Source organism: Variovorax sp. YR216 (assembly GCF_900107745.1).
Taxonomy (GTDB): Bacteria; Pseudomonadota; Gammaproteobacteria; order Burkholderiales; family Burkholderiaceae_C; genus Variovorax.
The window spans coordinates 61,645-86,324 of record NZ_FNRO01000023.1; the positions used below are offsets into that span (position 1 = coordinate 61,645).

16 protein-coding genes and 1 pseudogene are annotated in these 24,680 nt (G+C 63.6%); 11 read left to right on the forward strand and 6 right to left on the reverse strand.

Going from position 1 to position 24,680, the window contains the following annotated elements:
- The first annotated feature begins 1 nt into the window (after window position 1).
- From BLW05_RS31930 to BLW05_RS31950, 5 genes are all read left to right on the forward strand, one after another.
- Window positions 2-2,404 carry an efflux RND transporter permease subunit gene (locus BLW05_RS31930; RefSeq protein ID WP_093168362.1) on the forward strand — a complete coding sequence of 801 codons (2,403 nt, stop codon included), beginning with the start codon at window positions 2-4 and terminating at the stop codon, window positions 2,402-2,404.
- Window positions 2,401-3,288 (forward strand): beta-keto acid cleavage family enzyme, encoded by an 888-nt coding sequence (locus BLW05_RS31935; protein ID WP_093168363.1) that lies wholly within the window; start codon window positions 2,401-2,403, stop codon window positions 3,286-3,288. Before BLW05_RS31930 ends, BLW05_RS31935 begins: the two co-directional genes overlap by 4 nt.
- A gap of 17 nt (window positions 3,289-3,305) precedes the next feature.
- The gene (locus tag BLW05_RS31940; RefSeq protein WP_256330593.1) at window positions 3,306-3,785 is read left to right on the forward strand and encodes a PaaI family thioesterase; all 480 of its coding nucleotides are present in this window, start codon (window positions 3,306-3,308) and stop codon (window positions 3,783-3,785) included.
- A 55-nt stretch (window positions 3,786-3,840) separates the two neighbouring features.
- Complete coding sequence (locus tag BLW05_RS31945) at window positions 3,841-4,782, forward strand: MBL fold metallo-hydrolase (protein WP_093168365.1); 942 nt, start codon at window positions 3,841-3,843, stop codon at window positions 4,780-4,782.
- A 261-nt stretch (window positions 4,783-5,043) separates the two neighbouring features.
- Window positions 5,044-5,619 (forward strand): TetR/AcrR family transcriptional regulator, encoded by a 576-nt coding sequence (locus BLW05_RS31950; protein WP_256330594.1) that lies wholly within the window; start codon window positions 5,044-5,046, stop codon window positions 5,617-5,619.
- A gap of 22 nt (window positions 5,620-5,641) precedes the next feature.
- On the opposite strand, the gene BLW05_RS31955 is transcribed toward BLW05_RS31950, so the two are convergent.
- The 3 genes from BLW05_RS31955 to BLW05_RS31965 are packed head-to-tail and all read right to left on the reverse strand — an operon-like array spanning window position 5,642 to window position 8,181.
- Entirely contained in the window at window positions 5,642-6,010 is a 369-nt protein-coding gene (locus BLW05_RS31955; RefSeq protein WP_093168368.1) for a Rieske (2Fe-2S) protein, read from the reverse strand.
- A gap of 2 nt (window positions 6,011-6,012) precedes the next feature.
- Window positions 6,013-6,951 carry a VOC family protein gene (locus BLW05_RS31960; protein WP_093168370.1) on the reverse strand — a complete coding sequence of 313 codons (939 nt, stop codon included), beginning with the start codon at window positions 6,949-6,951 and terminating at the stop codon, window positions 6,013-6,015.
- A gap of 57 nt (window positions 6,952-7,008) precedes the next feature.
- Window positions 7,009-8,181 (reverse strand): MFS transporter, encoded by a 1,173-nt coding sequence (locus BLW05_RS31965; RefSeq protein WP_256330592.1) that lies wholly within the window; start codon window positions 8,179-8,181, stop codon window positions 7,009-7,011.
- A gap of 300 nt (window positions 8,182-8,481) precedes the next feature.
- Here BLW05_RS31965 and BLW05_RS31970 point away from each other — a divergent pair, with 300 nt between their 5' ends.
- From BLW05_RS31970 to BLW05_RS31990, 5 genes and pseudogenes are all read left to right on the forward strand, one after another.
- Window positions 8,482-9,960 (forward strand): NAD-dependent succinate-semialdehyde dehydrogenase, encoded by a 1,479-nt coding sequence (locus BLW05_RS31970; RefSeq protein WP_093168371.1) that lies wholly within the window; start codon window positions 8,482-8,484, stop codon window positions 9,958-9,960.
- Window positions 9,961-9,981: 21 nt separating this feature from the next.
- Window positions 9,982-10,986, forward strand: a complete 1,005-nt coding sequence (locus tag BLW05_RS31975) for an ornithine cyclodeaminase family protein (protein ID WP_093168373.1) — start codon at window positions 9,982-9,984, stop codon at window positions 10,984-10,986.
- Between the two features lie 34 nt (window positions 10,987-11,020).
- Window positions 11,021-12,031 carry a dihydrodipicolinate synthase family protein gene (locus tag BLW05_RS31980; RefSeq protein WP_093168375.1) on the forward strand — a complete coding sequence of 337 codons (1,011 nt, stop codon included), beginning with the start codon at window positions 11,021-11,023 and terminating at the stop codon, window positions 12,029-12,031.
- Entirely contained in the window at window positions 12,028-13,047 is a 1,020-nt protein-coding gene (locus tag BLW05_RS31985; RefSeq protein ID WP_093168377.1) for a Bug family tripartite tricarboxylate transporter substrate binding protein, read from the forward strand. The genes BLW05_RS31980 and BLW05_RS31985 overlap by 4 nt, the downstream gene beginning before the upstream one ends.
- A 48-nt stretch (window positions 13,048-13,095) precedes the next feature.
- Window positions 13,096-14,118, forward strand: a pseudogene (locus BLW05_RS31990) (maleylacetate reductase); the annotation flags it as partial.
- Between the two features lie 648 nt (window positions 14,119-14,766).
- On the opposite strand, the gene BLW05_RS31995 reads toward BLW05_RS31990, so the two are convergent.
- The 3 genes from BLW05_RS31995 to BLW05_RS32005 form a co-directional block, all read right to left on the reverse strand.
- On the reverse strand, window positions 14,767-15,195 hold the full coding sequence (locus BLW05_RS31995) for a helix-turn-helix domain-containing protein (protein WP_093168380.1): 429 nt from the start codon (window positions 15,193-15,195) through the stop codon (window positions 14,767-14,769).
- 179 nt (window positions 15,196-15,374) lie between these two features.
- Entirely contained in the window at window positions 15,375-21,884 is a 6,510-nt protein-coding gene (locus BLW05_RS32000) for a hypothetical protein (RefSeq protein ID WP_218135260.1), read from the reverse strand.
- Between the two features lie 316 nt (window positions 21,885-22,200).
- Window positions 22,201-23,448: a hypothetical protein gene (locus BLW05_RS32005; RefSeq protein ID WP_143044980.1), complete on the reverse strand. Its 1,248-nt coding sequence runs from the start codon at window positions 23,446-23,448 to the stop codon at window positions 22,201-22,203.
- Between the two features lie 333 nt (window positions 23,449-23,781).
- On the opposite strand from BLW05_RS32005, the gene BLW05_RS32010 reads away from it, so the two are divergent.
- Window positions 23,782-24,516: a hypothetical protein gene (locus BLW05_RS32010; protein ID WP_143044981.1), complete on the forward strand. Its 735-nt coding sequence runs from the start codon at window positions 23,782-23,784 to the stop codon at window positions 24,514-24,516.
- Window positions 24,517-24,680 lie beyond the last annotated feature (164 nt).

Here is a 24,680-nt window from a genome sequence, read left to right on the forward strand (position 1 = left end):
CATGCACCCTACGGCGAGCGCCGCTCCTCTCGCGAGCGCTGAATTCGACCGGGCCACCGGATCCTTGCTCGAGCGGGCCATCTTCAATCACCGCGGAGTGATCGTGTGGCTTTGTGTCGTCGTGACGCTCGTGCTGGGCTGGCAGGCCACGAGGCTGCAGCTCAATGCCAGCTTCGAAAAGACGATCCCGGTCCACCATCCTTACATCCAGAACTATCTCCGGTTCCAGGCGGACCTGAGCGGACTCGGAAACGCCGTGCGCATCGCCATCGCGAATCCCAAGGGCACCATCTACGAGGCACCCTATCTCGACACGGTACGGCGCCTGAGTGACGAGGTCTTTCTGGTTCCCGGCGTCGCGCGCAACCAGATGAAATCGCTGTGGACCCCCACCACGCGGTGGGTGGGCGTGACGGAGGATGGACTCGAAGGCGGCCCCGTCATCCCGGACGGCTACGACGGTTCGGCCCGCAGTCTTGGCATGCTGCAGGCCAACATCGCCCGCTCCGGCGAGATCGGCCAGCTGGTCGCGGTGGACGCCCGTTCCAGCGTGATCTACGTCCCGCTGCTCGCGAAGGACGCGAAGGGGCAGCCGTTGGACTACGGCGTCCTGGCCGAACGGCTCGAGTCGCTTCGCCAGAAATACGAAGGGGAGGGCGTCACCATCCATGTCACCGGATTCGCGAAGATCGTCGGTGACCTGATCGAGGGCGTGCGCTCCGTCCTGCTGTTCTTCAGCATCGCCGTGCTGATCGCCGCGGCGATGGTGTTCTGGTACACGCGGTGCGCGCGTTCGACCACGCTGGTTCTCTTCGCTTCCCTGGTGGCGGTCCTCTGGGGATTGGGCTTGCTGCCTTTGCTCGGATTCGCGCTCGATCCGTACTCGATCCTGGTTCCGTTTCTCGTCTTCGCCATCGGGATGAGCCATGGCGCCCAGAAGATGAACGGCATCATGCAGGACATCGGCCGGGGCATCGACAAGCAGGTGGCCGCGAGGTTGACGTTCCGGCGCCTGTTTCTTGCCGGGCTGACTGCACTGCTGGCTGACGTCGTGGGGTTTGCCGTCCTGCTGGTCATCGACATCCAGGCCATTCGAGAGCTGGCGATTGCCGCGAGCCTCGGCGTCGGTGTCCTGATCTTCACCAATCTCATCCTGTTGCCAGTCCTGCTGAGCTACACCGGCGTGAGCGCGCAGGCCGCGCAGCGCAGCCTGCGGGCCGAGCATGCGGCGGGCTCGAAGAGCCGGTTGTGGGCCTTTCTCGACCTGTTTACGCAAGGACGCTTCGCGACCTTGGCCGTCGCAGTCGCTGCAGTGCTGGGTGCGGCGGGACTGCTGGCCGGCAGCCAGCTTCGCATCGGCGATCTCGACCCCGGTGCGCCCGAACTGCGGCCCGGCAGCCGCTACAACCGTGACGTCGCATTCATGAACCAAGCCTATGGCGCGTCGAGCGACGTGCTCGCGGTCATGGTGAAGACGCCGGATGGCGAATGCTCGTCCTATGCGACCTTGAACAAGGTCGACGCACTGGAGTGGCAGCTGCGCCAATTGCCCGGCGTGGAGAGCACGAACACCCTGGCCTTGCTGAACCGGCGCGTACTCATCGGCCTCAACGAAGGCAATCCGAAGTGGTTTGAGTTCCTTCCGAACCAGGACATGCTCAACACGGTGACTGCCGGGGCCCCGCGAGGCCTCTACAACGACGCCTGCAACCTGCTGACGATGTACGTCTTCCTTCGGGACCACCGGGCGGACACGCTGGCGCGGGTGCGCGAGCACGTGGAGGCCTTCGCGTTGCAGAACGATACCGCCGACGTGCGCTTCCTTCTCGCCGCGGGCAATGCAGGCATCGAGGCGGCCACGAACATCGTCGTGAAGGATGCATGGCGCCGGATGCTCTTCCTGGTCTACGGCGCGGTCGTCGTGCTCTGCTTCGTCACCTTCCGTTCCTGGCGGGCGGTGGTCGTCGCGGTTTTGCCTCTGGTGCTGACGTCCATCCTGGCCGAGGCGCTGATGGTGGGCCTGGGGATCGGCGTCAAGGTATCGACGCTGCCGGTGATCGCCCTGGGCGTGGGAATCGGCGTGGACTATGCCCTCTACATCCTCTCGGTCACGCTGGCCCAGCTGCGGGAAGGCAAGACCCTCTCCGAGGCCTACTACCGGGCGCTGCTCTTCACGGGCAAGGTCGTGATGCTCACGGGACTGACGCTCGCGGTGGGCGTCGTGACGTGGGTCGGAAGCCCGATCAAGTTCCAGGCCGACATGGGCGTGCTCCTCGCATTCATGTTCCTCTGGAACATGCTTGGCGCGCTCGTGCTGCTGCCCGCGCTGGCCCATTTCCTCCTCCCGAAGGCCGCCCCGCGCGGCGGCCCATTCATCTCCACTCGCAACCTTGGAACATCATGAGCAAGCGTCTTCCCGTCATCATTTCCTGCGCGGTCACCGGCGCCGGCGACACCCGGGCCAAGAATCCCGCGGTGCCCGCTTCACCGCGCGAGATCGCCGACCAGGCCATCGACGCGGCGCGCGCAGGTGCATCGATCGTCCACATCCACGTCCGGGATCCTGAAACGGGCAAGTCCTCGACGAAGTTCGCGTACTACGAGGAGGTCGTGCACCGGATTCGCGCTTCACGCTGCGATGTCCTGATCAACCTCACGACCGGTCCCGGCACGATGCTGACGGTGCCCACGGACGCGCCATTCCGCATCGCGCCGATCGCCGACGCCGAACTCATGACGCCGCAGGAACGGGTGGCGCACGTCGTGAAGCTCAAGCCCGACATCTGCAGCCTCGACGTCGCCACCATGAGCTTCGGAGACGCCGTCTTCGTGAATCCGGCCAACCACCTGCGCGAGATGGCCACGGCCATCCAGGCGAGCGGCGTGACCATGGAACTGGAGGTCTTCGACTTGGGTCACGCGCGCCTCGCCAGTCATCTGATCGCGACCGGCGCCATTCCCAAGAACGCCTACTTCCAGCTCTGCATGTCGGTGCCATGGGGAGCGCCGGCCACGCCGGGCGTGGTCGCGGAAATGCAGCGATTGTTGCCCACCGGCTCGACATGGAGCGCATTCGGCATCGGTCCCGACCAGTTCCCCATGGTTGCCATTGCGGCCATCCTCGGGGGACACGTGCGCGTGGGGCTCGAGGACAACCTCTATGTCGCACCGGGCAAGCTGGCGCGCGACAACGCCGATCTGGTCACCAAGGCGGCGAGGATCATCGAGGATCTTGGCTATGAGCTTGCCACGCCCGACCACGCGCGCGCCGCATTGCTGGCCCATTGAGCAGGGGCGTGCGCGAGATGTCCTCCAAAGTGATTTCGATGCCAGAGGCGGACAACCCCACCCGGGCGTTCGTGGCCGACGCCGTCGCCTCCGGTCGCAGGAACGTCGTCCTGGACATCAACCCGGCTTTGGCCAGCTTGTCGGCCACGCTGGTGGAAAGGCGGGCCAATGACGAGATCGTCATGCGATTTACCGCACCGCAGTCGGCCACCCAGGGCAATGGTGTCGTCGGAGGCGGCACGCTCGCCAGCATGCTCGATCTGGCCATGGCGATGTCGGTGCTGTCGCGTCTGAAGCCAGGACTGACCTGCGCGACCATCAGCCTGACGGTGAACATGCAGGCGGCCGGAACGCAGGGCGATTTCGTGGCCGTGGCGGGCGTGGACAAGGTGGGGCGGCAAGTTGCCTTCGCCCATGCCAGGCTCTACGACGCGGAGGGCACCCGCCTCATCGCGAGTGCGACGTCGTCGCTCGCCGTCTTTGCCGAGAGGGCGTAAGTTCCCCCAGACCCCTGCAAGCGTCCTGCCCCTTCCTTCGTTTTCTGATCTCCGTATGAAAAGACCCGTTTCCCTCTTCGTCGCCGCCACTCTTGCCTTGACCAGCGCGCTTGCGGGTGCCCAAACGCGTGTCGTCACACTTGGCACAGCGGGCGGGCCGGTCTTGTCGCTGGAGCGTTCCCAACCCGCCAATGCGCTGGTCGTTCGAGATCGTGTGTATCTCGTCGATGCCGGCAATGGCGTCGGCCGGCAGTTGCTGGCTGCCGGATTGGACCTTCGCAAGGTCGAGCACATCTTCATCACCCACAACCATGACGACCACAACGCCGATTGGGGCACGGTCATGGGGTTGGCATGGAGCACGGGCCGGCGCGGAGACATTCACGTCTGGGGACCCGCCGGCACCGAATCCATGCTGCAGGGCTTCCTGCAGTACTTTGCGCCCAATGCGCGCATCCGCATGGCGGACGCCAAGGGGCTGCGCCGCCCCAACGACATGTTCAAGGCACACGACATCGTCGGCCCCGGGCTCGTGTTCAAGGATGACCTCGTCACGGTCACGGCCGTGGAGAACTGCCACTTCCATGCGGCTTCCGCGGGCGGCGCACGCAGCGACGACAAGTCCTATGCCTTCCGGATCCAGACGCCTGACAAGACCATCGTCTTCAGCGGTGATACGGGCCAATGTGCGGCGATGGTGGATTTCGCGCGCGGCGCGGACCTGCTCTTGCACGAAGTGGTCGACCTGCCCTCCATTCAACGACTGCTGAAGCAGGAGCTTCCGCCGCAGCTTGCCGAGGGGCTTTACCAGCACATGGTCCAGGAGCACACGACCGCTGAGGACGTCGGGCGGCTGGCCCAGGCTGCCGGGGTCAAGGAACTTGTCCTGACTCACCTGATCCCCGGCCGCGAAGAACCGGAGTCGCTCTTCGTCGACGGGGTTCGAAAGCACTACAAGGGTCCGGTGAAAGTGGCCCGTGACCTCATGGCCTTCTGAATGCACCGAGGGCCGTACCCGGCAACGTCAAAGGGCATCGCCCGTCACAGATATGGTGTCAGGCAGGTGAGTCCCAGATAATGAACGTGTCGTTCTAGATTACGCACTACCTTGCCTACCAAGACTTCTCCCAAAGGAACGGCCGCCAAGACCGGCACCCGTTCCTCCAGCCGCTCATCTGCCCGCCCCGAAACGGCGGGAGTTGGGGCCCCGCCTCCGCGTTCGCCCGGACGTGCGCGCAGCGATGCCTCGCGCGTCGCCATCCTGGACGCGACTCTCAAGTTGCTGGGAACGACTCCGCTGCAGCAGATCTCGATCGAGTCGATCGCTCGCGAAGCAGGGGTAGGCAAGGCCACGATCTACCGCTGGTGGAACTCGAAGGCCGCGGTGGTCATCGAGGCGTTCCTGCACACGCACCTCAGCCACACGCCAATGCCGCGGGTCGGCAGCCCGCGCGAGGCGCTGATCCGCCACATCCACCTGCTGATCGACGAGTACAGCGGCTGGTCGGGGCGAGTCGTGGCGCAGGTCCTGGCCGAGGGACAAGGCGATCCGGAGGTGTTGCGCGAGTTCCGCGAGCGCTTCTGGTACGGGCGGCGCGCGGTCGTGCGGGAGGTGCTCGAAGATGCGCGCCGGCTCGGCGAGATCCGGAGCGACATGGACGCCGAGCTGCAGATGGACATGCTCTACGCGCCTATCTATTTCCGGCTCCTCGTGAGGCACCTTCCGTTGGACAAGAAGTTCGCGGACACGCATTGCGCCGCGGTCATGCAGATGCTGGTGCCGCCGCAGGCGGGGACCGTCGCGCCGCCGGCGCAGCGACGCAAGACCGCCTGATCTGCGCCAGGGAGCTTGATGCTCAGTCCCGCGGCGAGACGGGGGTGTCGACATCGATCGCGGCAAGAATCCACCCGCGCGCGTCGATCTCCAGCTCCACGGGCGAGAGCGAACTGCCCAGGCAGGGGCCCAGTGTGCAGCGACCCGTCGTGATCTCGAACTCTGCGCCGTGCCCGCTGCAGACGATGCGGCTGGCGTCGCGATTCAAATAGCCGTCGCGCCGCCACGCCATCGGGCTGCCGGGCCAGTGCGGGCAGTCATTGCGCCAGCCGTAGACCGACCCCTCGTGCCTCACAAGGAACAAGGAGTCCCGGCCCTGGTGATCGAGCGCGAAGCCCCGGGCGGAACCTTCCTCCAACCCGTCGATGTGGCAAAGAGGCCGCGCGGGCATACCTACTCAGCCTTGGGCGGCGGGCCGCCCGGTGCCCACTTCTCCCGCCAGTCGAAGAGGAAGATCTGCGACATGTCGGTCTCGGCGGGCACTTCGCGCGGGACCCACTGGTCGTCGTGAAGATCCATGTCGGCGTCGTACTCGATGTGGCAGCCCAGCGGGGAGTTGAAGTACCAGAACCAGTTGGAGCCGAAGCGGTGGCGACCTGGCCCCCAGTACGACTGATAGCCCTTGTGCGCCAGGTTCCAGCCCGCCGTCAGGAGTTCGCCCGGACCGCCCATGTGGAAAGTGAAATGCTCGCAACCCTGCATGTGGGGCGGCGTCTTGATCATGAAGAGGGTGTGATGCTCGATCGTCCCGGCAGGTCGCAGGAAGGGGCCCATGCCGATGAAGCGGTCGCTCACGCGAAAGCCCAGTCGCCGGGTGTAGAAGGCTTCGGCCCGCTCAACATCGGGAACGAAGTAGACGACGTGGGACAGGGTGCGCGGGCGCGGTTGTTGGCCGGGCCCCGACGAGGGCGAGACGGGCGTGTTGACTGGCCGGTTCAGGTCGCCGGGTGCATTCACCCGCTCCGCGGGCAGGTTGACAGGCCGTCGATCGGACACCTTGAAGCCCAGGACGAAGCTGACGTCATCGATGCATTCGAGGGAGCCATCAGGCAGACGCTTCACCTCGCGGTCGCGCCCAAGTTCCTCGGCGATCGCGCGAAGCGCCTCTTCGTCGGCGACGCCGTAGACCGTCTTTCGCAGCATGTTCGCCGTATCCAGGGTCTTTGGGGGCAGGGAAGGATCGTCGGCCGCCTTGATGATGACGGCCGTGCCGTCAAGGGCCTCGAAACGGCCTTGCCCCCGAGGCAGGAGGCCGTAGTCGGCAATGAATTGTTCGGCGGCGGCGGCGTCGGTGACGCCGAAGATGAGCTCGTCGGGGCCGATGATGTTCATGAGGTCAACTTTCAGTGAGGAAATGAGAAGAAGGTGCTGCGCGACCGGCGGTGTCGCTCATGTGGCGGCCGCTTCCGCAGCAGACACGTCGCGCGCCGTTCCCCGGCCGGCCTGCAGGAAGCACAACGCACCGATCGTCGCCACCACCGCCACGGCCCAGCCGATGCTCGAGTAGCCCAGGCTCTGGGCCACCACACCGCCGACGATCGGGCCCAGGGCGGAGCCGGTCATCGTGATGACGGGCGTTGCTGCAACCGCGCGCGTGGAGGCGTCGTTGCGAGCGAGGAAGGCGAACACGAACGTGTGGGTGAAGATCATCACCGCCGGGAAGATCGCGGCCGCGAAGGCATAGGGGCCGAACTGGGATGACTGGGTGAGCGTCAGGCCCAGAACGACCTGCAGCAGGGGGCCGGCAACCATCACGGCCTGCGAGGACAACTTGCGCTCGAACACCGCGGCGAGCACGCCTGGGAACAGGTTCACGACGCCTACGGCGAGCAGCACGCTCATCACCATCTGCTTGCTGAAGCCGTGCGCGTCGCCGATGCGCTCCATGTAGCTGAGCATCATCGAGTGGCTCAGCGTCATCAAGCTGGTGCCGACCATGGCGAACCAGACGCCGCGGGCCAGCGGCGTGCGCACGGCCGGTTTGTGGGCCAGCGAAGGCGTGCTCGCCCGCGCGGGAAAGCCGATGGCTGCGGCCAGGGCGGCCGCGAGCATGATCGAGCCGAGCACGACGAACAGGACGGCCCCGCCCTTCAAGCTCACGAGCTGCGGAACACCACCCAGGAAGCCAAACGACAGCACGCTCAGCGCGGTGAAGGCGATGGCGATCAGCCGGTGAGGATTCGCGCTGGCGCCGATGGTCGAGTGGGTGATCGACAGACCGCATCCGACGGCCAGGCCGCCGATGAAGTGCAGCATTGCCATCGCTCCATAGTCCTTCGTGGTGGACAACGCGAAGAAAGCCGCCGAGGCGACGCCGAAGGCTGCAGGGACCGCGATCGCTCCGCGAATGCGACCGACGCGCGGGGAAACGAACAGGCTGCATATGACGACCGCGGCCAGGAAGAGCGTGACCAGCGAGCCTGCGCGCTGCGGATCCAGGCCGAACTGCCCGATCAGCACGATGCCCACCCACACGGGCAGCGCAACGATGTCGATCATGCCGGCGCAGTGGCCGAGCACGAGAGAGGTGCGGCCTTTCAGGCCATCGATCGATCTGTCCATGGTGTCCCCTTGTTGAAGGAATCGCTCGCGTTTAAATACGATACGACTAGTCTCACTAATGTTCATGGTAAGTTGATCGCATCGTTTCGATATGGGGGCAAACCCGAACGCTGGAGGGCGTATGAACGATCACTCACTCAAGGAGGAAAAGCCCCTTCCGGGGCGGGTTTTCCCTTGATCTTTTTGTTCGTCGTGCAGTTATACAATACGGCCCGTATCGAAATAAGACTAGGTCGACTTTCCGTCCGGAGCGGTCGAATCGAGGCCCGGTCGCATGGACGAGAACCCCAAAGGAGTGCCGTGACTCGCCACCTTCTCAAAAACCCCGATCTGCTGCGCGAAGCGGCCTTGATCGATGGGCAATGGATTACCGAGACAGCCCATGGTCATGCGGAGCTGCGCAACCCCGCCACGGGCGAGGTTCTCGCCAAACTGCCGCGCTGCAAGGAAGAGGAGACCACGCGCGCCATCGTGGCGGCCGACAAGGCCTTTCGCGCGTGGCGCCAGACCACGGCCAGGCACCGTTCGCAGGTGCTGAGCCGCTGGTGGTCCTTGATCGTCGAGAACAGGGAAGACCTTGCGAGGCTGATCACGCTGGAAGAGGGAAAGCCCCTGAGCGAAGCACTCGGCGAGATCGACTACGCCGCCGGCTTCGTGCAGTGGTTCGCCGAGGAAGCCAAGCGCGTGCGCGGCGACGTGATCCCGGCACCCCGGGAGACGCAGCGCATCGTCACGCTCAAGCAGCCGATCGGCGTGTGCGCGGCCATCACGCCGTGGAACTTCCCGGCAGCCATGATCACGCGCAAGGCCGGTCCGGCGCTCGCCGCCGGGTGCGCGATGGTGGTCAAGCCGGCGAGCCAGACGCCGCTCACCGCACTGGCCCTCGGTGAGCTCGCGCTGCGCGCGGGCATTCCCCCTGGCATCTTCAACGTCGTCACGGGTAGCGACACGCGGGCCATCGGGGGCGTATTGACCTCGCACCCCTTGGTACGCAAGGTGACCTTCACTGGTTCGACCGAAGTCGGCCGGGTTCTGTTGCAGCAGTCAGCTTCGACGATCAAGAAGTGCTCGATGGAACTGGGCGGCAACGCGCCCTGCATCGTGTTCGATGACGCCGACATCGACACCGCCGTCGAGGGCATCCTTGTCGCAAAGTTCCGCAACACCGGCCAGTCGTGCATCGCCGCCAACCGCGTGATGGTCCAGGCTGGCATCTACGATGTGCTGGCCGCGCGGCTGGCAGAGCGCGTGAAGCAACTCAAGGTCGGCAACGGCCTGGAGCCCGGTGTGCAGATCGGCCCGATGATCGACGCCGGCGCGGTGAGCAAGGTCGAGCAACACGTCGACAACGCCGTGGCCGGCGGTGCGCGCGTGTTGGCTGGCGGCCGGCGCCACGCGCTCGGCGGTTGCTTCTATGAGCCCACCGTGCTGGCGGATGTTGCGGCCGGCATGGCCGTTGCGGTGGAAGAGACCTTCGGCCCCGTGATGCCGCTCGTGCGCTTCGAGCGCGACGAAGATGCCATCGCGATGGCCAACGACACCGAGTTCGGGCTCGCTTCCTATCTATTCAGCAAGGACGCGGCGCGCATCTGGCGCGCGGCCGAAGCGATCGAATCGGGCATGGTCGGCATCAACACGGGCCTGATCTCCAACGAGCTGGCCCCCTTTGGCGGCATCAAGCAAAGCGGCCTGGGCCGGGAAGGTTCGCACTACGGCATCGAGGAGTTTCTCGAACTGAAGTACCTGTGCTGGGACGGCCTTCATCCTTCGTTCGCCTGACAGACCACTGAAACACAAACCATGAGCACACATCCAGACAGTCCCGTATTCGTGTCCGGCGAAGCTGCCCGCCAGGTGTTCACCTGGAACGAGGCCATCGAATCCCTGCGCGCCTCGTACCGCCTGCCCGAGCAGGCGGGGGCGACGCCGCCTCGAACGGTTGCCACCGTGGGCAAGGCGTGGCTTCGCACGCTGCCGGCCTTTCCGCCGGCGGGCCGCTACTTCGGAGCCAAGTTGATGGCTGCGGGCGTGCAGGGCGTGGCCGCCGGCATCGAGTATGTGATCGTGCTGTTCGATCGGGAGACGAGCCGCATCGCGGCCTTCCTGGACGCCAACGCCATCACGGCCTTCCGCACGGCGGCGACGTCGGCGCTCGCGCTGGACGGACTGGCGCCTGCCACGCCGGCCCGCCTTGCGGTGCTCGGCAGCGGCCTGGAAGCCTCCCATCACGCGAGGGCTTTCGCGGCGGTACGCGCCCTGACCGAAGTGGTGGTGTACAGCCCGACTCCGGAGCGCCGGGACGCCTTCGCGCAGGCCCTCACGCGCGACCTCGGGGTGCCTGCACGCGCGGCGATCAATGCAGAGGCGGCCGTGGATGGCGCCGACATCGTGCTGGCGGCTGCGCGTTCCCAGGGGGAGAAGCCGATCCTTTTCGGCTCCTGGCTGAAGCCCCGCGCCACGGTCGTCTCCATCGGCTCGACCATTCCCCAGCAGCGAGAGATCGACGCCAGCGTCGTCGAACGCAGCGACCTGATCGTCTGCGACAGCCTGGAAGAAGTGCTGACCGAGACCGGCGACATGATCGCTGCCAAGGCGGCAGGCCTGGCGTTCCGGGACAAGTCGTTCAGCCTCAATGACCTGGTGAGCGGCGCTTGCGACGAACGTGTGCGTTCGGCCGACATCCGCATGTTCAAGTCGGTCGGCGGCGGCCTCCAGGACATCGTCGTCGCCGAACTCATCGTACGCAAGGCGTTGGAGGCCGGCTTGGCCACAACGCTTCCCATCCATTTCGAATCCAAGCGCTGATGCGCAATCCCTGACACACCCCAAGGAGTACCTGATGGCCCGATACCACCGCAACGAAGCGCGCGAATGGGCGCGTGAGCACATGAACGGCGTCGCGAACGTGACGATTCCGACCATGACCTCCGACTTCAAGCGCATCAACACGAAGGCCGCACGGCACGACGTCGAGACCGCGATCGGCCACGGCTTCGTCGGCACGCTCGCCTGCTCGGAGCACGCGATCACCGTGGCGCAGTACGCGGAATTCACGCGGGCCATGGTGGAGCAAGCCGCAGGCCGCATCATGGTGATCCACCATGCCGTGTTCAACTCGCTCGAAGAGAGCATCGAGGCGGTGAAGCTGGCCGAGGAAGCGGGCGCGGACCTCGTCCTGCTGGGCTATCCGCCGTTCTTTCATCCGAAGTCGCTTGACGACGTCTACGCCTACACCAAGGCGTTCTGCGACTCGACCCGGCTCGGTGTGATCCTGTTTCCGGTCCCGGCCTGGGGATTCGGACGGCTGCACCCCGCGGACATTCCGCTGCCGCTGCTGCGCCGTCTCGTGGACGACTGCCCGAACGTGGTGTCGATCAAGGCTGAAGGCGGCATGCCGCACATCATGTCGGCCATCGAGGTGCATCGCGAGTTCCACAAGGAGGTCGTGATTTCCTCGCCGCTGGAATACGAATTCGTGCCACTGGCGCAGGTGATCCCCATTCCTTTCTGCGGCACCAACTACTCGGCCTACTACGGACCGTGGCTGCCCCGCGTTCACAAGCTGATCCAGGCCGGCAAGTTCGATGAAGCCACACAGGCCTGGTACCAGGTCGACCCGGCGCGCAAGGCGTTCGGCACTGTCCCGATGGCGATGGGCGGTCTCATCAACCGGACGATCTGGAAGTACCAGGCCTGGCTCCAGGGCTACAACGGCGGCCCGATCCCGCAGCCGACGCCGCGACTGCATGGTCGCGACATGGCGGTCCTGCGGCGCGGTCTCGAGGCCGCCGGTCTCGCGCCAACCTCGGATCCCGACGAGGCCTTCTTCATCGGACGGAATCCACAATGAAGACGCTGCGCGGCGTCCACGGCCCGGCCGCCTTGCCGCGGCCATCGCTTGCGCGTCGCCGGCTGCTCGCAGCGATGGCCTCGCTCCCGGCTCTCGCACTGGCGCAATCTCGGGACGCCTATCCCTCTCGGCCGATCCGCCTGGTCGTTCCCGTGCCGCCGGGCGGTCCGGCGGACCTGGCCGGGCGCGCCATCGCCGAGCGTTTGCGCGAGGAACTGGGTCAGCCGGTCGTGGTGGACAACCGCGCAGGCGCCGCAGGAACACTGGGCACAGCCAACGTGTTGCAGTCGCCGCCCGACGGCTATACCTTGCTGCTGTCCCTGCCGTCGGCACAGATCACTGCGCCGCTGATGCTGGACAAGCCGCCTTTCGATGGCGCAAAGGACTTCACGGCCATCGGCCAGTTCCTGCGGACATCGGCCGTTCTGCTGGTGAACAAGTCGGTGCCGGTTCGTGATTTTGAAGGCCTGGTGAGCTACGCCAAGCAGCGGCCAGGGAAGCTGAACTACAGCTCCACGGGCATCGGCAGCAATCCGCACCTCGTGATGGAACTGGTCAAGCTGCGAACCGGCATGGACATCGTTCACGTCCCCTATAAGGGTGGCGCGGCGATGCTGCAGGCAGCGGTCGGCAACGAGGTGCAGCTTCTGTTCGGCGAGATCAGCACCTCGATGCCGTGGATCCAGTCCGGCCGTCTCACGCCACTGGGGATCGTTTCCGCAAAGCGTTCGCCCTTGCTGCCGGACGTGCCGTCGCTCGTCGAGGACAAGATCTTCGATGCGCCGGCCGATTTCTGGATGGGATTGGCGGGCCCGCCGCGCATGCCAGCCGGCCTTGTGAAGCAGCTGAACCACGTGCTCGCAAAGGCGGTCCAGAGCCCCGAGATGAAGCAGTTCTTCCAGAAGACTGCCACCGAACCGGCATTCACCGATCCCGGCTCGTTCGAAGCGCTATGGCAATCGGAGCAGCATCGCTGGGCAGAGGTGATCCGCGCCCGGCACATTCGTGCCGAGTAGTCACGCGTCACGCAGCAGCACGGCCTTGATGTCGAGGCAGGACGCGAAGGCTCGCTCGCCCATCTGGAACGCGAGATCGACCTCTTGGGGTCGAAGCGCGCGCTGGTGCTGTCGACGCCCGGCCAGGCGGGCCAGGCCACGATGGTGGCCGATCGCCTCGGGGCGCGCGCCGCGGGCGTCTTCGCGCGTGCCGTGATGCACGTGCCGATCGAAACCGCCCGCGAGGCCCGCGAGGAGGCCCGCCGACTCGATGCCGATTGCGCCATTGCCATCGGCGGCGGCTCGACCGTCGGCCTGGGCAAGGCCATTGCGCTGGAGTCCGGATTGCCGGTGCTGGCCGTCCCGACGACCTACGCCGGCAGCGAGATGACGCCGATCTACGGCATCACAGACGCAGGCCTCAAGAAGACGGGCCGCGATCCGCGGGTGCTTCCGCGCACCGTGATCTACGACCCCGAGCTGAGCGTCGCCCTACCCGTCGGGCTCAGCGTCACCAGCGGCATGAATGCCATCGCGCATGCCGCCGAGGGGCTCTATGCAGAGGACAGCAATCCGATCATGGACCTGATGGCCGAAGAGGGCATCCGCGCACTGGCGCAGGCGCTCCCGCTCGTGCGGCGGCAGCCGCGCGACCTGGCTGGACGCAGCGATGCGCTCTACGGCGCGTGGCTCTGCGGCACGGTGCTGGGCAACGTCGGCATGGCGCTGCACCACAAGCTCTGCCACACGCTGGGCGGCAGTTTCAACCTGCCGCATGCGGAAGTGCACACAGTGGTCCTGCCGCAGGCGATCGCCTTCAATGCCGCGGCTGCACCGCAGGCCATGCAGCGGATCGAGCGGGCACTCGGCGTCCAGCGAAGGCAAGCGCCGCGTCGGGAATGTTCGACCTCGCGCAAGCCAACGGTGCGCCGGTGGCACTGCGCGAGATCGGCATGCAGGCGGGCGACCTCGACCGCAGCCGAGATCGCCGTCGGCAATCCGTACTGGAATCCACGCCCCATAGGACCCGCGCACCGCGCCGAGATCCGAGAGCTGCTGCAGAGGTCCTTTGAAGGCATTCGCCCCTACTAGGAACTGGCCAGAGTGTGCGTGGCCGCCAGGAACCGGTTTGACTGGCAGCCTGGTTCGGGCACGAGAGTCCGGAGCGTCTCGCCTTGGGACGCATATTTCCGCCTCAGACAGGAAGGGAGCGCGTCATTCGAACGCGCGATTTCGACAAAGTGCTATGCCCGCCACCACGGTCGTTGGCCAAATCCTCTCCGAAGCTCGTGCGGCGGAGTGCACCGGCCATGGGGAGGGGGCAGGGAATCACGCGGCGCGATAAGGCGCGCTTATGGACCCCAATCCATGGCGGCGATCGCCGAGAAGAGGGTGGAGGAGGGCGGCCACCTTTCAAAGCAGACGCCCTTCAGCCGCTCGAAGAGAGTGAAGGTCGCCTGCGGCACAATGTGATTGACATGATGACCGAACCCGCACAACTGTCAGACGAGGATCTGCTCGACAGAGCTCACCAACTTCGGTTGCTGGCGTTGCGGGGGCATGCCGATTCGCGCGGTCCCGCCCACGAGCATGAGCGAGAGGTAAGACGGCGCTTTGGAAGCGGCACGACCATCGGGGCCCCTTTAGAGCATCCGGTGAACCGGCGGCCGTTCTGGAAGTTCTGGTAAGCGAGGGCGGATCGAACGCGCGATGCGCCGGTCGAGCAATCGGTGGCGTGGGTTAGCCGGCGATTTTCTGAAGTGCTGTGCTCCTGCTCAGGGACCGGGCCTCCACAAGTCGAAGCAGTTGTTCGGCGTTAGGCCGCGACTTGCCTTGCTCCCAGAGGTAGATCGTGGCGCCGCTCATGCCCACGAGCTTGCCGTAGGCGGCGGCAGACAATCCCAGTTTGGCGCGATGCGCCGCCAGTCTGGCAGCACTGAATCGACGCGAGGTGTCGCTGGCCTGGCGCTCTGCTGCGCGAGAAGACGCCTGGGCAACGCGGCCGGCCTGCTTGAGTTTCTTGTCCAGTTCCGAGACCTGCCGCCGCAACTGGGCGATGGCGGTGCGGCACTGGGCGTTCGCCTTCTTCAGGCCGTCGATTTCGGCGCGGATCTCCTTACGAGCGATGCGAGAGATTTCCGACTTGAGTACTGATGCGATGTTCGTCATGGAGGGGCATTCTGCACTCGGACGAGGACAGCTACGAACCCATCTTGGAAGACTGACCTAGACTGGTTGCAGAAGTTCCGCGCGATCGGCTCAGCCGTCTCCTTGATGCCACAAACCGGGCTGTCAGTCAGTTGATGATTGGTTCAAATTCCGATCGGTCCTGATGGACTAATGCGCCGCTATAGCGATTCATCGGGCAGGCATGCGATCGCGCGGAATCGCGAATAGAAATCGCGTCTCCGATCGGGGTCGAGCGTCGCCAGGGCTTCCTTGGCTTGTCGAGAGAGGCCTCGCGGCGACAAACTCTGGCCGCGTTCGTCAATGACGACCACCAGTGACCGATGGGTGAAGGCGCTATTGTCCCCGACACGTCCGCTCGACTTCCCTCTATGATATTTCTGAAGCGTGAGCGCAACGACAAGACTCCGCTCGGACACCTTGAGCAGGGAAAGCAATGCGCCACGACTGACGAACAAGCGGTATCCAGTATCGCTCCAGGCGTACTCACCCCGCCCGCCTTCAGCACCCCAGGCTTCGGCGCGATAGGCTGCTTTACCGTCGACTGACCAGCAGCGGACCACCTCATCATCCGCGACAGTCCCCAACAAGTCTCGCGTCCAATCCGATGGGAAAGGCCTGTCGAGTGCGGTGGCGGCACCATAAGGATCATGCCGATCGAGCTGGCGCTCTGTGTTCGGTGTCTTTGCAACCCAAGGCTGAACGGTGTGACCGTCGTCGCCGAAGTGACGGGCAATCTCATCTTCATCGTCAGGCAACCATCTAAAGAATGCTTCAGCTGACAGCACGGCCATGACCACCGCTCGCGCATCGCCGGCGTTCGCCAGTACGCTTTGAAGCATGACAGTTGTGTCTCGCCCGATCGACCAACGTCCTGCGACCGGAAGCCAACCCGCCGCCACCTTGCCGTCCAGCAAGCCGAGCAACGGTGCCAACAGATTGCTGTCTTCGCGGACCGTGCTTCTCTCACCGCTTTCCGGCATAGGCATCTCCGCCTCCTTGGTCAGGTCGAGCGGAAACGGATCGGTGAGATCGGCAAGCCAGAGACCGTCGTTTCTTGACAGCGTGTATTCCCTCAGGAACGCGGCCCAGGCATCACCGTTCCAGTCCTCGCCGACAACCGCCCGTGTCGCCAGCAACTCACCAGCCACAAGCATGAGCGCGTGCCATCCGAGGTATCCCCCGTACCCATCTCGGCCCGGAACATATCCCGAAGACCAAGGTGCGTCATGGTTTCTGCTACGTGGGCAATCGTGCATTCCTCGAACGGTTGTGTCCCAACGCCGCACCCATGCGCTGATGCGGTCTTCCACCTCCCAGCCTGGACAAGCGAAGACCCGGCACAAGCGCTCGACATGATATTTGTTGAAGTCGTAGTCGAGATGGAAGCCATCCTCTGGTCGCGGCGAGGCGTCTGGCCTGGGGGCATACCGGAACTCGCGATAGCGGGTTCGGGGGACCGATGGGAAGGGCGACTGATTTGCGGGGCCGAGCTTGGCGATAAGAGCTTCGCGCTCTTCGGGTGCGAGTGCATCCGCAAGCTCGCGAAGTATGTCTATCGCGAACGCACGCATGACGACGTGCGGAAATTCAACGGAAAAGGCGATTCGCTCGAAGAACGCACGATGAGGGGCCAATGCGGCGGCAGCGTCTTTCGCTACGCGAGCGAGCGCTATCAACAGCCAGAGCTGCGCATGCATTACGTAGAAAGGCAGCTTCGCATCGCCGAAAGGCAAGCTCGGAGCAGACCCAAAGCGCTCGATCAGTCGTTCAACCACTTCGGGGTGTCCGGCAACCACCAAGCGCCTCACCGCATGGGCAGCGCGCCAGCGCATTGCTGCGATTGGATGGCCAAGCCTCGCCCACACGAGCCCTGCGACGAATATCGCCTCGTCGCCGGGGACCGCAAAACGAGCGTCCCACGGTCCATCCCCAACTTCGGACGGCAGTTTTTCACCTGTATTCGCCAGAAACCGTTCGAGGCCCTCCGCAATTGCATCGGCACTGACGTCGGGCGCCAGCTTCGCAGCGAGTGCAAGCCAAGCGTTGCCGCCAAGGCTATCCGCAGTGCTCCGGAGCGCTGCGACTACGTGCTCGACAAGGGTCGCGCGGCCGGCGTGAAAATGCTGTTCCAACCCTCGCCAGCCTCCCCACGCATCGGTGCTTGAAGCTGCGAGTTCGGCGGCGTGCTTGGTCGCCAGGCGCAACCCCAAGTCAGGCAGAGCATCGCGCATTGCCGCCGACGACTTACCCCACGCCTCCAAGTAATCCTCCAGCGCATGGATTTTGTCGGCAAGCGTGGCAGCCGTTGCTTCGACGACCGCTCGGACGAATCCGAGGCGCTCGGCAGGGGAGTTTGCTCGCTTCGCCAGATCGGTCAGTGTCCGAACCGGCCAGCGCCGCCCCGACCGATCAGTCTCCTGGTCGAGTATTTGACGGTCAATGACGTCGGAGTCTGTGAGGTCCACCGGAAAGGCGGGTGGCGGCTCCGTCGCGGTTGACGCAGACATGACCGTTCGCGATTCTGATTTTGGTCCAAGGCGAACGAGCAGGCCCTCGATTCGTGTTCGAGCATGAGAAGCGGCAGGAAGGCTACGCTCAGCGAGGTCAAGTAGCCGTTCGATCGTCTCCCGTGCGGGAGACAGTTGATCCTCGCGATCAATCTCGACCAGAAGCAGATCGAAGAACCATTCCCGTCGCTCTTGAGGTAGGCGGTCAATGACCTCTGACGCGAAGCCCGAGATACGCCATGTCCAAGTTTCGATTGGAGCAGCCAGGCCAAACAGAGCGACGGCGGCTTCAACAGAAAGCTTCGAATCACGAACGAGGACCGTTAACGCTGGGCCGAGTGACAGTCCGAGCCGAGCAGTGTCACGATCATCCAGCCGTGCCAACGTAGCCAACGTCGCCCGACCAGCAATCGGCACCATCGTTTTCGCGTATTCAGTCCAAGGGAATTTGCCATCCTCGTTCTGATTCAGTTCGAGGATGCGCGCCAGGGTGTGCGTCGCCGCCGGCGAAAGTTCGGGACCCGAATAGTGGCCAGTCAGTTCCAGCAGGTGATTGGTACGATCAAAGTCATCCGATCCAATTGCCTCGGCAAGATCGAGCGCACGGCGAAAATAGGCCGCAGTTTCTTCAGTGCTCACTCGCCATGCTGCGCGAGCGAGGTCACCATAGGATGAAATTCTGGTTCCGACATCGGTATCGAGTTGGATCTTGCGCTCGATATGGCCGGCAAGGAGGAGCGCAGCATCATGGCACTGGGGGATACGTGAGAGTCGAGCGACCGCATTGGTAAGTTCCGGTGTGAACAGGCCCGGCGCGCTCGGTGCCCACTCGGCCATGCGATTCGCAATCGCGGCATTGAGCCCACCCAACGCATCGGCAAGGTCGAAAATCACTCGGAAACCGTTTCGCGCGAGATACGCCTTCCCGTCCGGATACGGATAGTCGGATGACTGCTCGACATCATGGACAAGTCGGTCAAAGGCAGCGGTCACCATCTCGTCCCGCGCCTTTCCATTCGGCGGACGAATGATGTCGGCGACAGCCTGCGCATAGTTCAGCATCGGCAATATCCGGCTGCCAAGCGCACGCGAATAGTTCGATCGCTTTTCCTCGTCGAGTTCATCGCGCCTCTTCCGTCGGCGCCGAGTTCCATCGAACTTCCGAGGCGCTAGCTTCTGGTTGAGCACCCGACTGAAGGTCGCTGCGCCCCGTGATCGAGCACTTGCAGGCACCAATCCGATGAATTCAGCCGGCACTATGTCAATCAAGGCGGCGCGCTTCTTGCTCAGGGCAACTCGAACACCGGCGGCCAGTAGTGCCACGTGGATCGCGCGGTCGCTGGGATACTGACTGGAATAGTCATAAACGCTAGGCGATTTAAGTGCAGTTCCAGCGAGGATGCTTGTTGCCTCTTTCTCCATGCCGAGGTCTATCGCCAGTGCCGACGCCAGCACGCTGGCTATCGCCAAGCCTTCGCTTTTGCCATTCGCAGAAGATGCAGCAGCAAGTGCCGCGACAAGTCCTCTGGCGTGAGATGGGTCACGGCCGACGAATGGAAGTGCGGCGGCGTAGAGTGCGCGAGATGGCAGTCGGCAATGCAACAACCGCGTTGCGATGCGCGTCTTGGGCGGATGCGCCGAACGCTGGTGTCGATCCAGAAGATCGAACAAGTCCCGAAACTTGGCGAAGGCCACACCCTCGTCTCGACGAGCGAAGAACTCTGCAACGCGCACGTCATTGCCCGCCAGCATCTCGACATAGGCGAAGCCAATATCGTCCCACTCCCTCGAGGCGCTCGATTCGCTCAAGTGCGCGCTGCCTTTGGAACTCGCGGCCCAATTGTGCCAATCGATCGATCGCCGAGCGTGGCGACGGGCCTCGTCTCGGTCACCTGCGAAGACGTTCGCAAGTGCAAGCGCGGCGTGTTTCCCTCCAGGCCAGCCCACATTGGTCGCGGAAAGCCGTCGCAAGGCTTCGGGGTCTCCTGCCACTGCGGTGAGATCAGGATGCTCGTATAGGAAGCGGTCGGATCGCTCATGGCCCGCGGCAACGAGCGATGCTTCCAGCAGCAGGCGCAGAAGATCGTCGCGCCGGTTCAGCTCTCCCACCAGTGCTATCGCGGCAGTGATCCGCGATAGACGGATGTCGCGTGCGCTTACCTGTGAAGCGCCTCGAGGAACACGCTGATCGTAGGCCAGTTGGATGAGTTGATTGGCGTCGCGTAGCGAGGTGAGCAACGCTGGCAGTGCCCGGGCTGCATAGTTTGAGGTGAGCTGGCGTTCTTGGAGTGCAGCGATAACGCGATCTCGACCGACCTGCCTCGCGCCGTAGCTCGATCGGATGAGAGTCTCGGTCGGTTCATCGCGGAACATCAGGCCGTGTGGCGTTCGCTCAAGCAAGGGGGTGAGGTCGGCCGCGAAGCTTTCAACCTGCTCCGCGATCAAGCCGTGAGCCGCAGCAAGCTCTGCAATGGGCACTGGGGGCGCCAGCAAGGCGATGCCTGTGAGCAGGAGGTCAATGTCCGCATCGCTTGCACCGCGAGCGCGTGCAGTTTCGCGCGCTTCGGTGAGACGCTTGAGAAGCAGCACGTCGAGCAGATCTTGCGGCTCTCCCGGGGCGCCAGGGAAAGACACGGGATCAAACGGCCGTCCGGTCGTAATCAGGTTGTCGAGACAGCGTGGATTGCGACCTGACCGCGTCAGCAGAGCGGCGATCTCGGCGGCCGAAGCATCCGGCACGCGCCGCTCAACGAGGGCACGTACTTCCGCGTCAGTGAACAGTGGAACCGTAAAAAGACGGTGCGAGGCATCGCCGGTCGCCAGCGCGAGCCGTTCAGTCCGGCACGATGCGACGATGCGAACGCCATCGATTGGATCGACGCTGATGCTGCGCATGAGAAGGTGTGCGAACGACGATGTCGCGGTTTCCCGCGCGGCAAGCCCGGCGTGATCGATCGCATCGAGCACCAGTGAAACACATGCATCGCTGCGAGTTCTCCGAGCCGTCTCCACCGATTGGGCGAGCCGTCGGCGGAACGCCCTCAGCAAGCCCGTTGCGTCCGCCACTGGCAACAGAATGTCGCACAGGCCTTGCCCAGCCATGAGATTGGCAAGGTGGACAAGTGTCCTTTCTGGGAGATGCCGACCGTCGGCAGGATCCCGCCAGCGACCGGCGCCGAAGCCATCGAAGAGCACCACGGGGCCATCGGCGCGCAATCGGTCGGCGAGGCCTTGCATCAAGACAGTCTTGCCCATCCCGCCCGCAGCATGGACTACGAGAGGAAGACCAGCTTCGCGGGCGAGGGTTGCAATGTCGCCAAGGACGTCACGCTGAATGACTACCTCAACCTCGGGGAACGCATCGGGCGTGGGATACAGACGGTCCTCGTGCTCCACCTCCAGTTCAGCCAAAACCGCTACCCGATCAATTCGTTTGTCCGTCTCACTACCGGGACCGGCCTTGATCCTGATGAGATTCCGCAACTTAAGGAGGCGTTTCTCCGCATCCGGATCCCCAGGTTCGCTCCATGCGGCGAGCGTTGTTGAAATCGCACGCTCAGCCTCGGTCAGGCTTCCCTTGCTGCCGACTATTTCCAATCGACGCAGCAGGTCCCCAGAGGGATGGGGATACTCTTTCAGAGCTTCTGCGATCTGGCCCGCTTGGCGGGCAATATCACCGGTTTCTCGCGTGCCCGCGACAACCGCTGCGATCGCCTTCCATAGGTTCTCGTGGATGGGCCTGTTTGTAGCAAATTCATACCGGACCACGTCGAGAACATGATCATCGCCATGCGTTGCCCGAAGCTCGGCATCGGTCGCGGCAAACTTGGCAAGAGTTGATGCCAGGTCGGCAGCTCGAACTGCCGTGTCGGCGCTTGCGATCGAGTATTTGAACTGAACGACCGTGACTCGATGCGCCCGGGCAACATCGGTGCCGCCGTGGTACCGGACAAGATCGGCAATCTCGACCGCACCGGTTCCCAAGCTCTGTTCGTCTCGTTCATCGAAACCCTCGAGCGTGATAGCAGTAAGGTCGGTTGACGGGGGCAGGAGTTCAAGGGCGGTGCGCGCGGCCCAAGCCTCATGAAAGGCATGGCCCGCCTTTGATGCTCGAACTTTGTCGATTTCTATCGGCGGCGAACCGGTGGCGGCGTCACTCATGATCGGGTTGACAATTTTGGTCTAAGTGGTTGTACGTTATGGCGTCAGGACGTCGCCACTATAGGTGTCCTCCCGTCGCTCAAAGCATCTCAATGGCGACATTGGACGGCTTGAATGGCCCAGACGCAGAGTATTGCAGTCGTTCGCTTTCGCTAGTCTTGAAGTTCACCCGATTTCGCGGACACCCGATTCTTACGGAAGAAGGCGTCGACTTGAGAATCAAGTCCCAATCCGTCCGCGCAACAGGGTCAAGTCCAAGTCCAATGGTCGTGGTGGCCGAGACTCAGCGGGGTCAGCGTGTAGGGAGCGCGATGGTTCAACACATCATCGATGCCGAATCGGGCGCTACCTGGGTCTTACGCGCCGGGGGAAATGGGGCCCCAGAGTTCTTTGCCAAACTTGGCTTCCTTTGATTGACGAAGATTAGTGCCTGATACTTTGGAAGCACGAATTCTGCTTTTGGATTTCGGAGATCAGTGGGCAGCTTTGAGCGGATGTCGGCTCGTTCTTCTTCGTCGCAATCAGCAAGCGCTGATTCCACGTTTTCCCGCACATGTGCACACACAATGTCCCTATGGGGGCCGAGGTTCGCATCAATAACATCGGTCGGGCTAATTTCGGTCAACCCCGCCTTCAAGGCGATGCTTCGCACTGCCTCGTAGATTGCTGGATATTGCACGCCGGTGCCTCCCATAACTACCAGCACGCCCCCAGGAGTCAACGCACGCGCAAGTCCGTGTAGTTCTGAACGGAAACCGTCTGTCATCGATGGCTGGGTTAAGAAGTTGCACATGAAGACTAGGTCATATGCAGATGGTGGCGACCCTCCCTCCTGATATGCCATTCTGGAGGCAGCCTTTCGAGTAATGTGCTCGTCTGCCGCGCTGAATTCCTGGAGGATTCTTTGGGTGCGCTGAGCGACTGATTGGTGGTGTCGCGCAGTAGCGTTAAAGCCCGTGAACTCATCGATTGCTCGCGAAAACGGCAAACCGTTCACATCCCCGTCGCCACCTCGTGCAATCATCAAATGCTCCGACAGGTGGTGGAGAACACGGTCCCAGGCCTGGCCACGCTCGAGGGAGTGAGCGAATTCAACATGTGCTACCTCAGTGTCTCCTCGCCCGGGCCAGACTCGCAACATCGCATAGAAATCCCGCGAGGCGTAGAGCGCTGGCGCGGGCCCGGAGCCCACCTCCAACACCTTTATTCCCCCCTTTCTGAGGGGGAGTCTCCCTGCGCGCATCAGGTGCTCCAGCACCTGCATTACGCGCCCGTAGCGGTCGAGCAGATGCAGGCCAGCATAGGCGGCGGCCTCCGGGACCTGGGAGAAGGACAACGCATCACAGTTTTTAAGGGCTTCCGGAAGGTTGCGTGCCACCGAACCGGGAATGTCGGAATACCAAGACGGGTGAACTACACGAGCAATCGCATCGCCCATGGTGGACGCCCTGCTTCGCGCCTCACCGGATGTCACCGTCCATTGCAAAAAATCTTCGGCAGACTGACGCAGCCAATGGGCCGCGACAAATCCCTTCTTTCGGGTCGATTGACCATCTTTGGACATTCACTGCTCCTCTACGTGTACTGCAATGTTGGGGAACCAGCATCGGTGCAGCACTACCAGATTGTGCCTACTGCTTAACACGCTTGATTCTTGTCCGTATTGCGCGTATGTGACGTCCGCATGAACACACCGTAGCGTCATCGTTAGGGCACGGGCCGGCCGTGACCCGGCAATCGCGTGCAGCTCACACCCCGACGCCCATACTCAGTCGGGCTCAACCCAACGCTGGCATCTTCCAGACGGCGATAGTTTGGCGCCCTGGAAGTCGCTCGGCTACTTCTACTACCACGTAGTGCCCAAGCCGCCAGCGCCCCGATGGACTAGAGTTGGAGCATGTTCGGCGCCCTTCGCCAATATCGGACGGCGTCGCGGTCTGCTAAGGTGAGCAGCCATATGCAGAACTCCTCTTTAGATTGGCTCTATCGCCGCTATCCGCACTTCAGGCAATTTCCCTTCGGGTGGCGACTTTCTAAACGCACGGCGATGTCCGCGCTAACGCTCGTCTTGGTGGGGTGCCTCATCAGATGGGGCATCCGCGAAGACTTGAAGGCGGCCGACTGGGCCTCGTGGGTACAGGCTTTTGGATCTATTGGTGCCATCGTGGGCGCATGGATCATCGGGCGAGCTCAATCCAAGTCCGCGCTCGAGCACGCACTACAACTGCGGGATCGGGAACACGTTGAGCGAGTTCGCGCACTCTTCCCGATCGCTGCCCGAGCCTTCGAGCTCGTACAGGATCTTGAACGCGAACCCTGTGATTCCTATTACCAGATAACCTACAGCGAGAGTTCCTTTCGCACCTGCCTGAAAGCTCTTGCTGCCATTCCATTGCATGAGCTTGGCAGCTACGCGCTTGTTCAGGGCTACATGGAAATGCAACAGGCGTTGGAAGCCGCGGCACTCGCCGCCGCGGGACGCAAGGAACTCGGGCAGTTTAACTTTGCGGAAAGGCAGCGCCGACGAGCTGCCGATAGCGACATCAGCGCCGCGTATCGCGTCGCCAAGATGGCATTGGACAAGATTGAAACCAGTCAACCGAGTCGCGCACTAAAGCAGATTCTCGACTAGCGCTGCGCAGCCGGCCGCGCCGCACTTTCAGCGCTACCCGAATCGAGAATGGGCCGCCGCAGGCAATCCGGTCGCGCCGGAGGCGGGCGTACGTTCGGGTTCTAATGCGAGCCATGAGTACGACCTACCGCATGCCCGGGGCAGTTTTGACCGAGCGCGAGCAC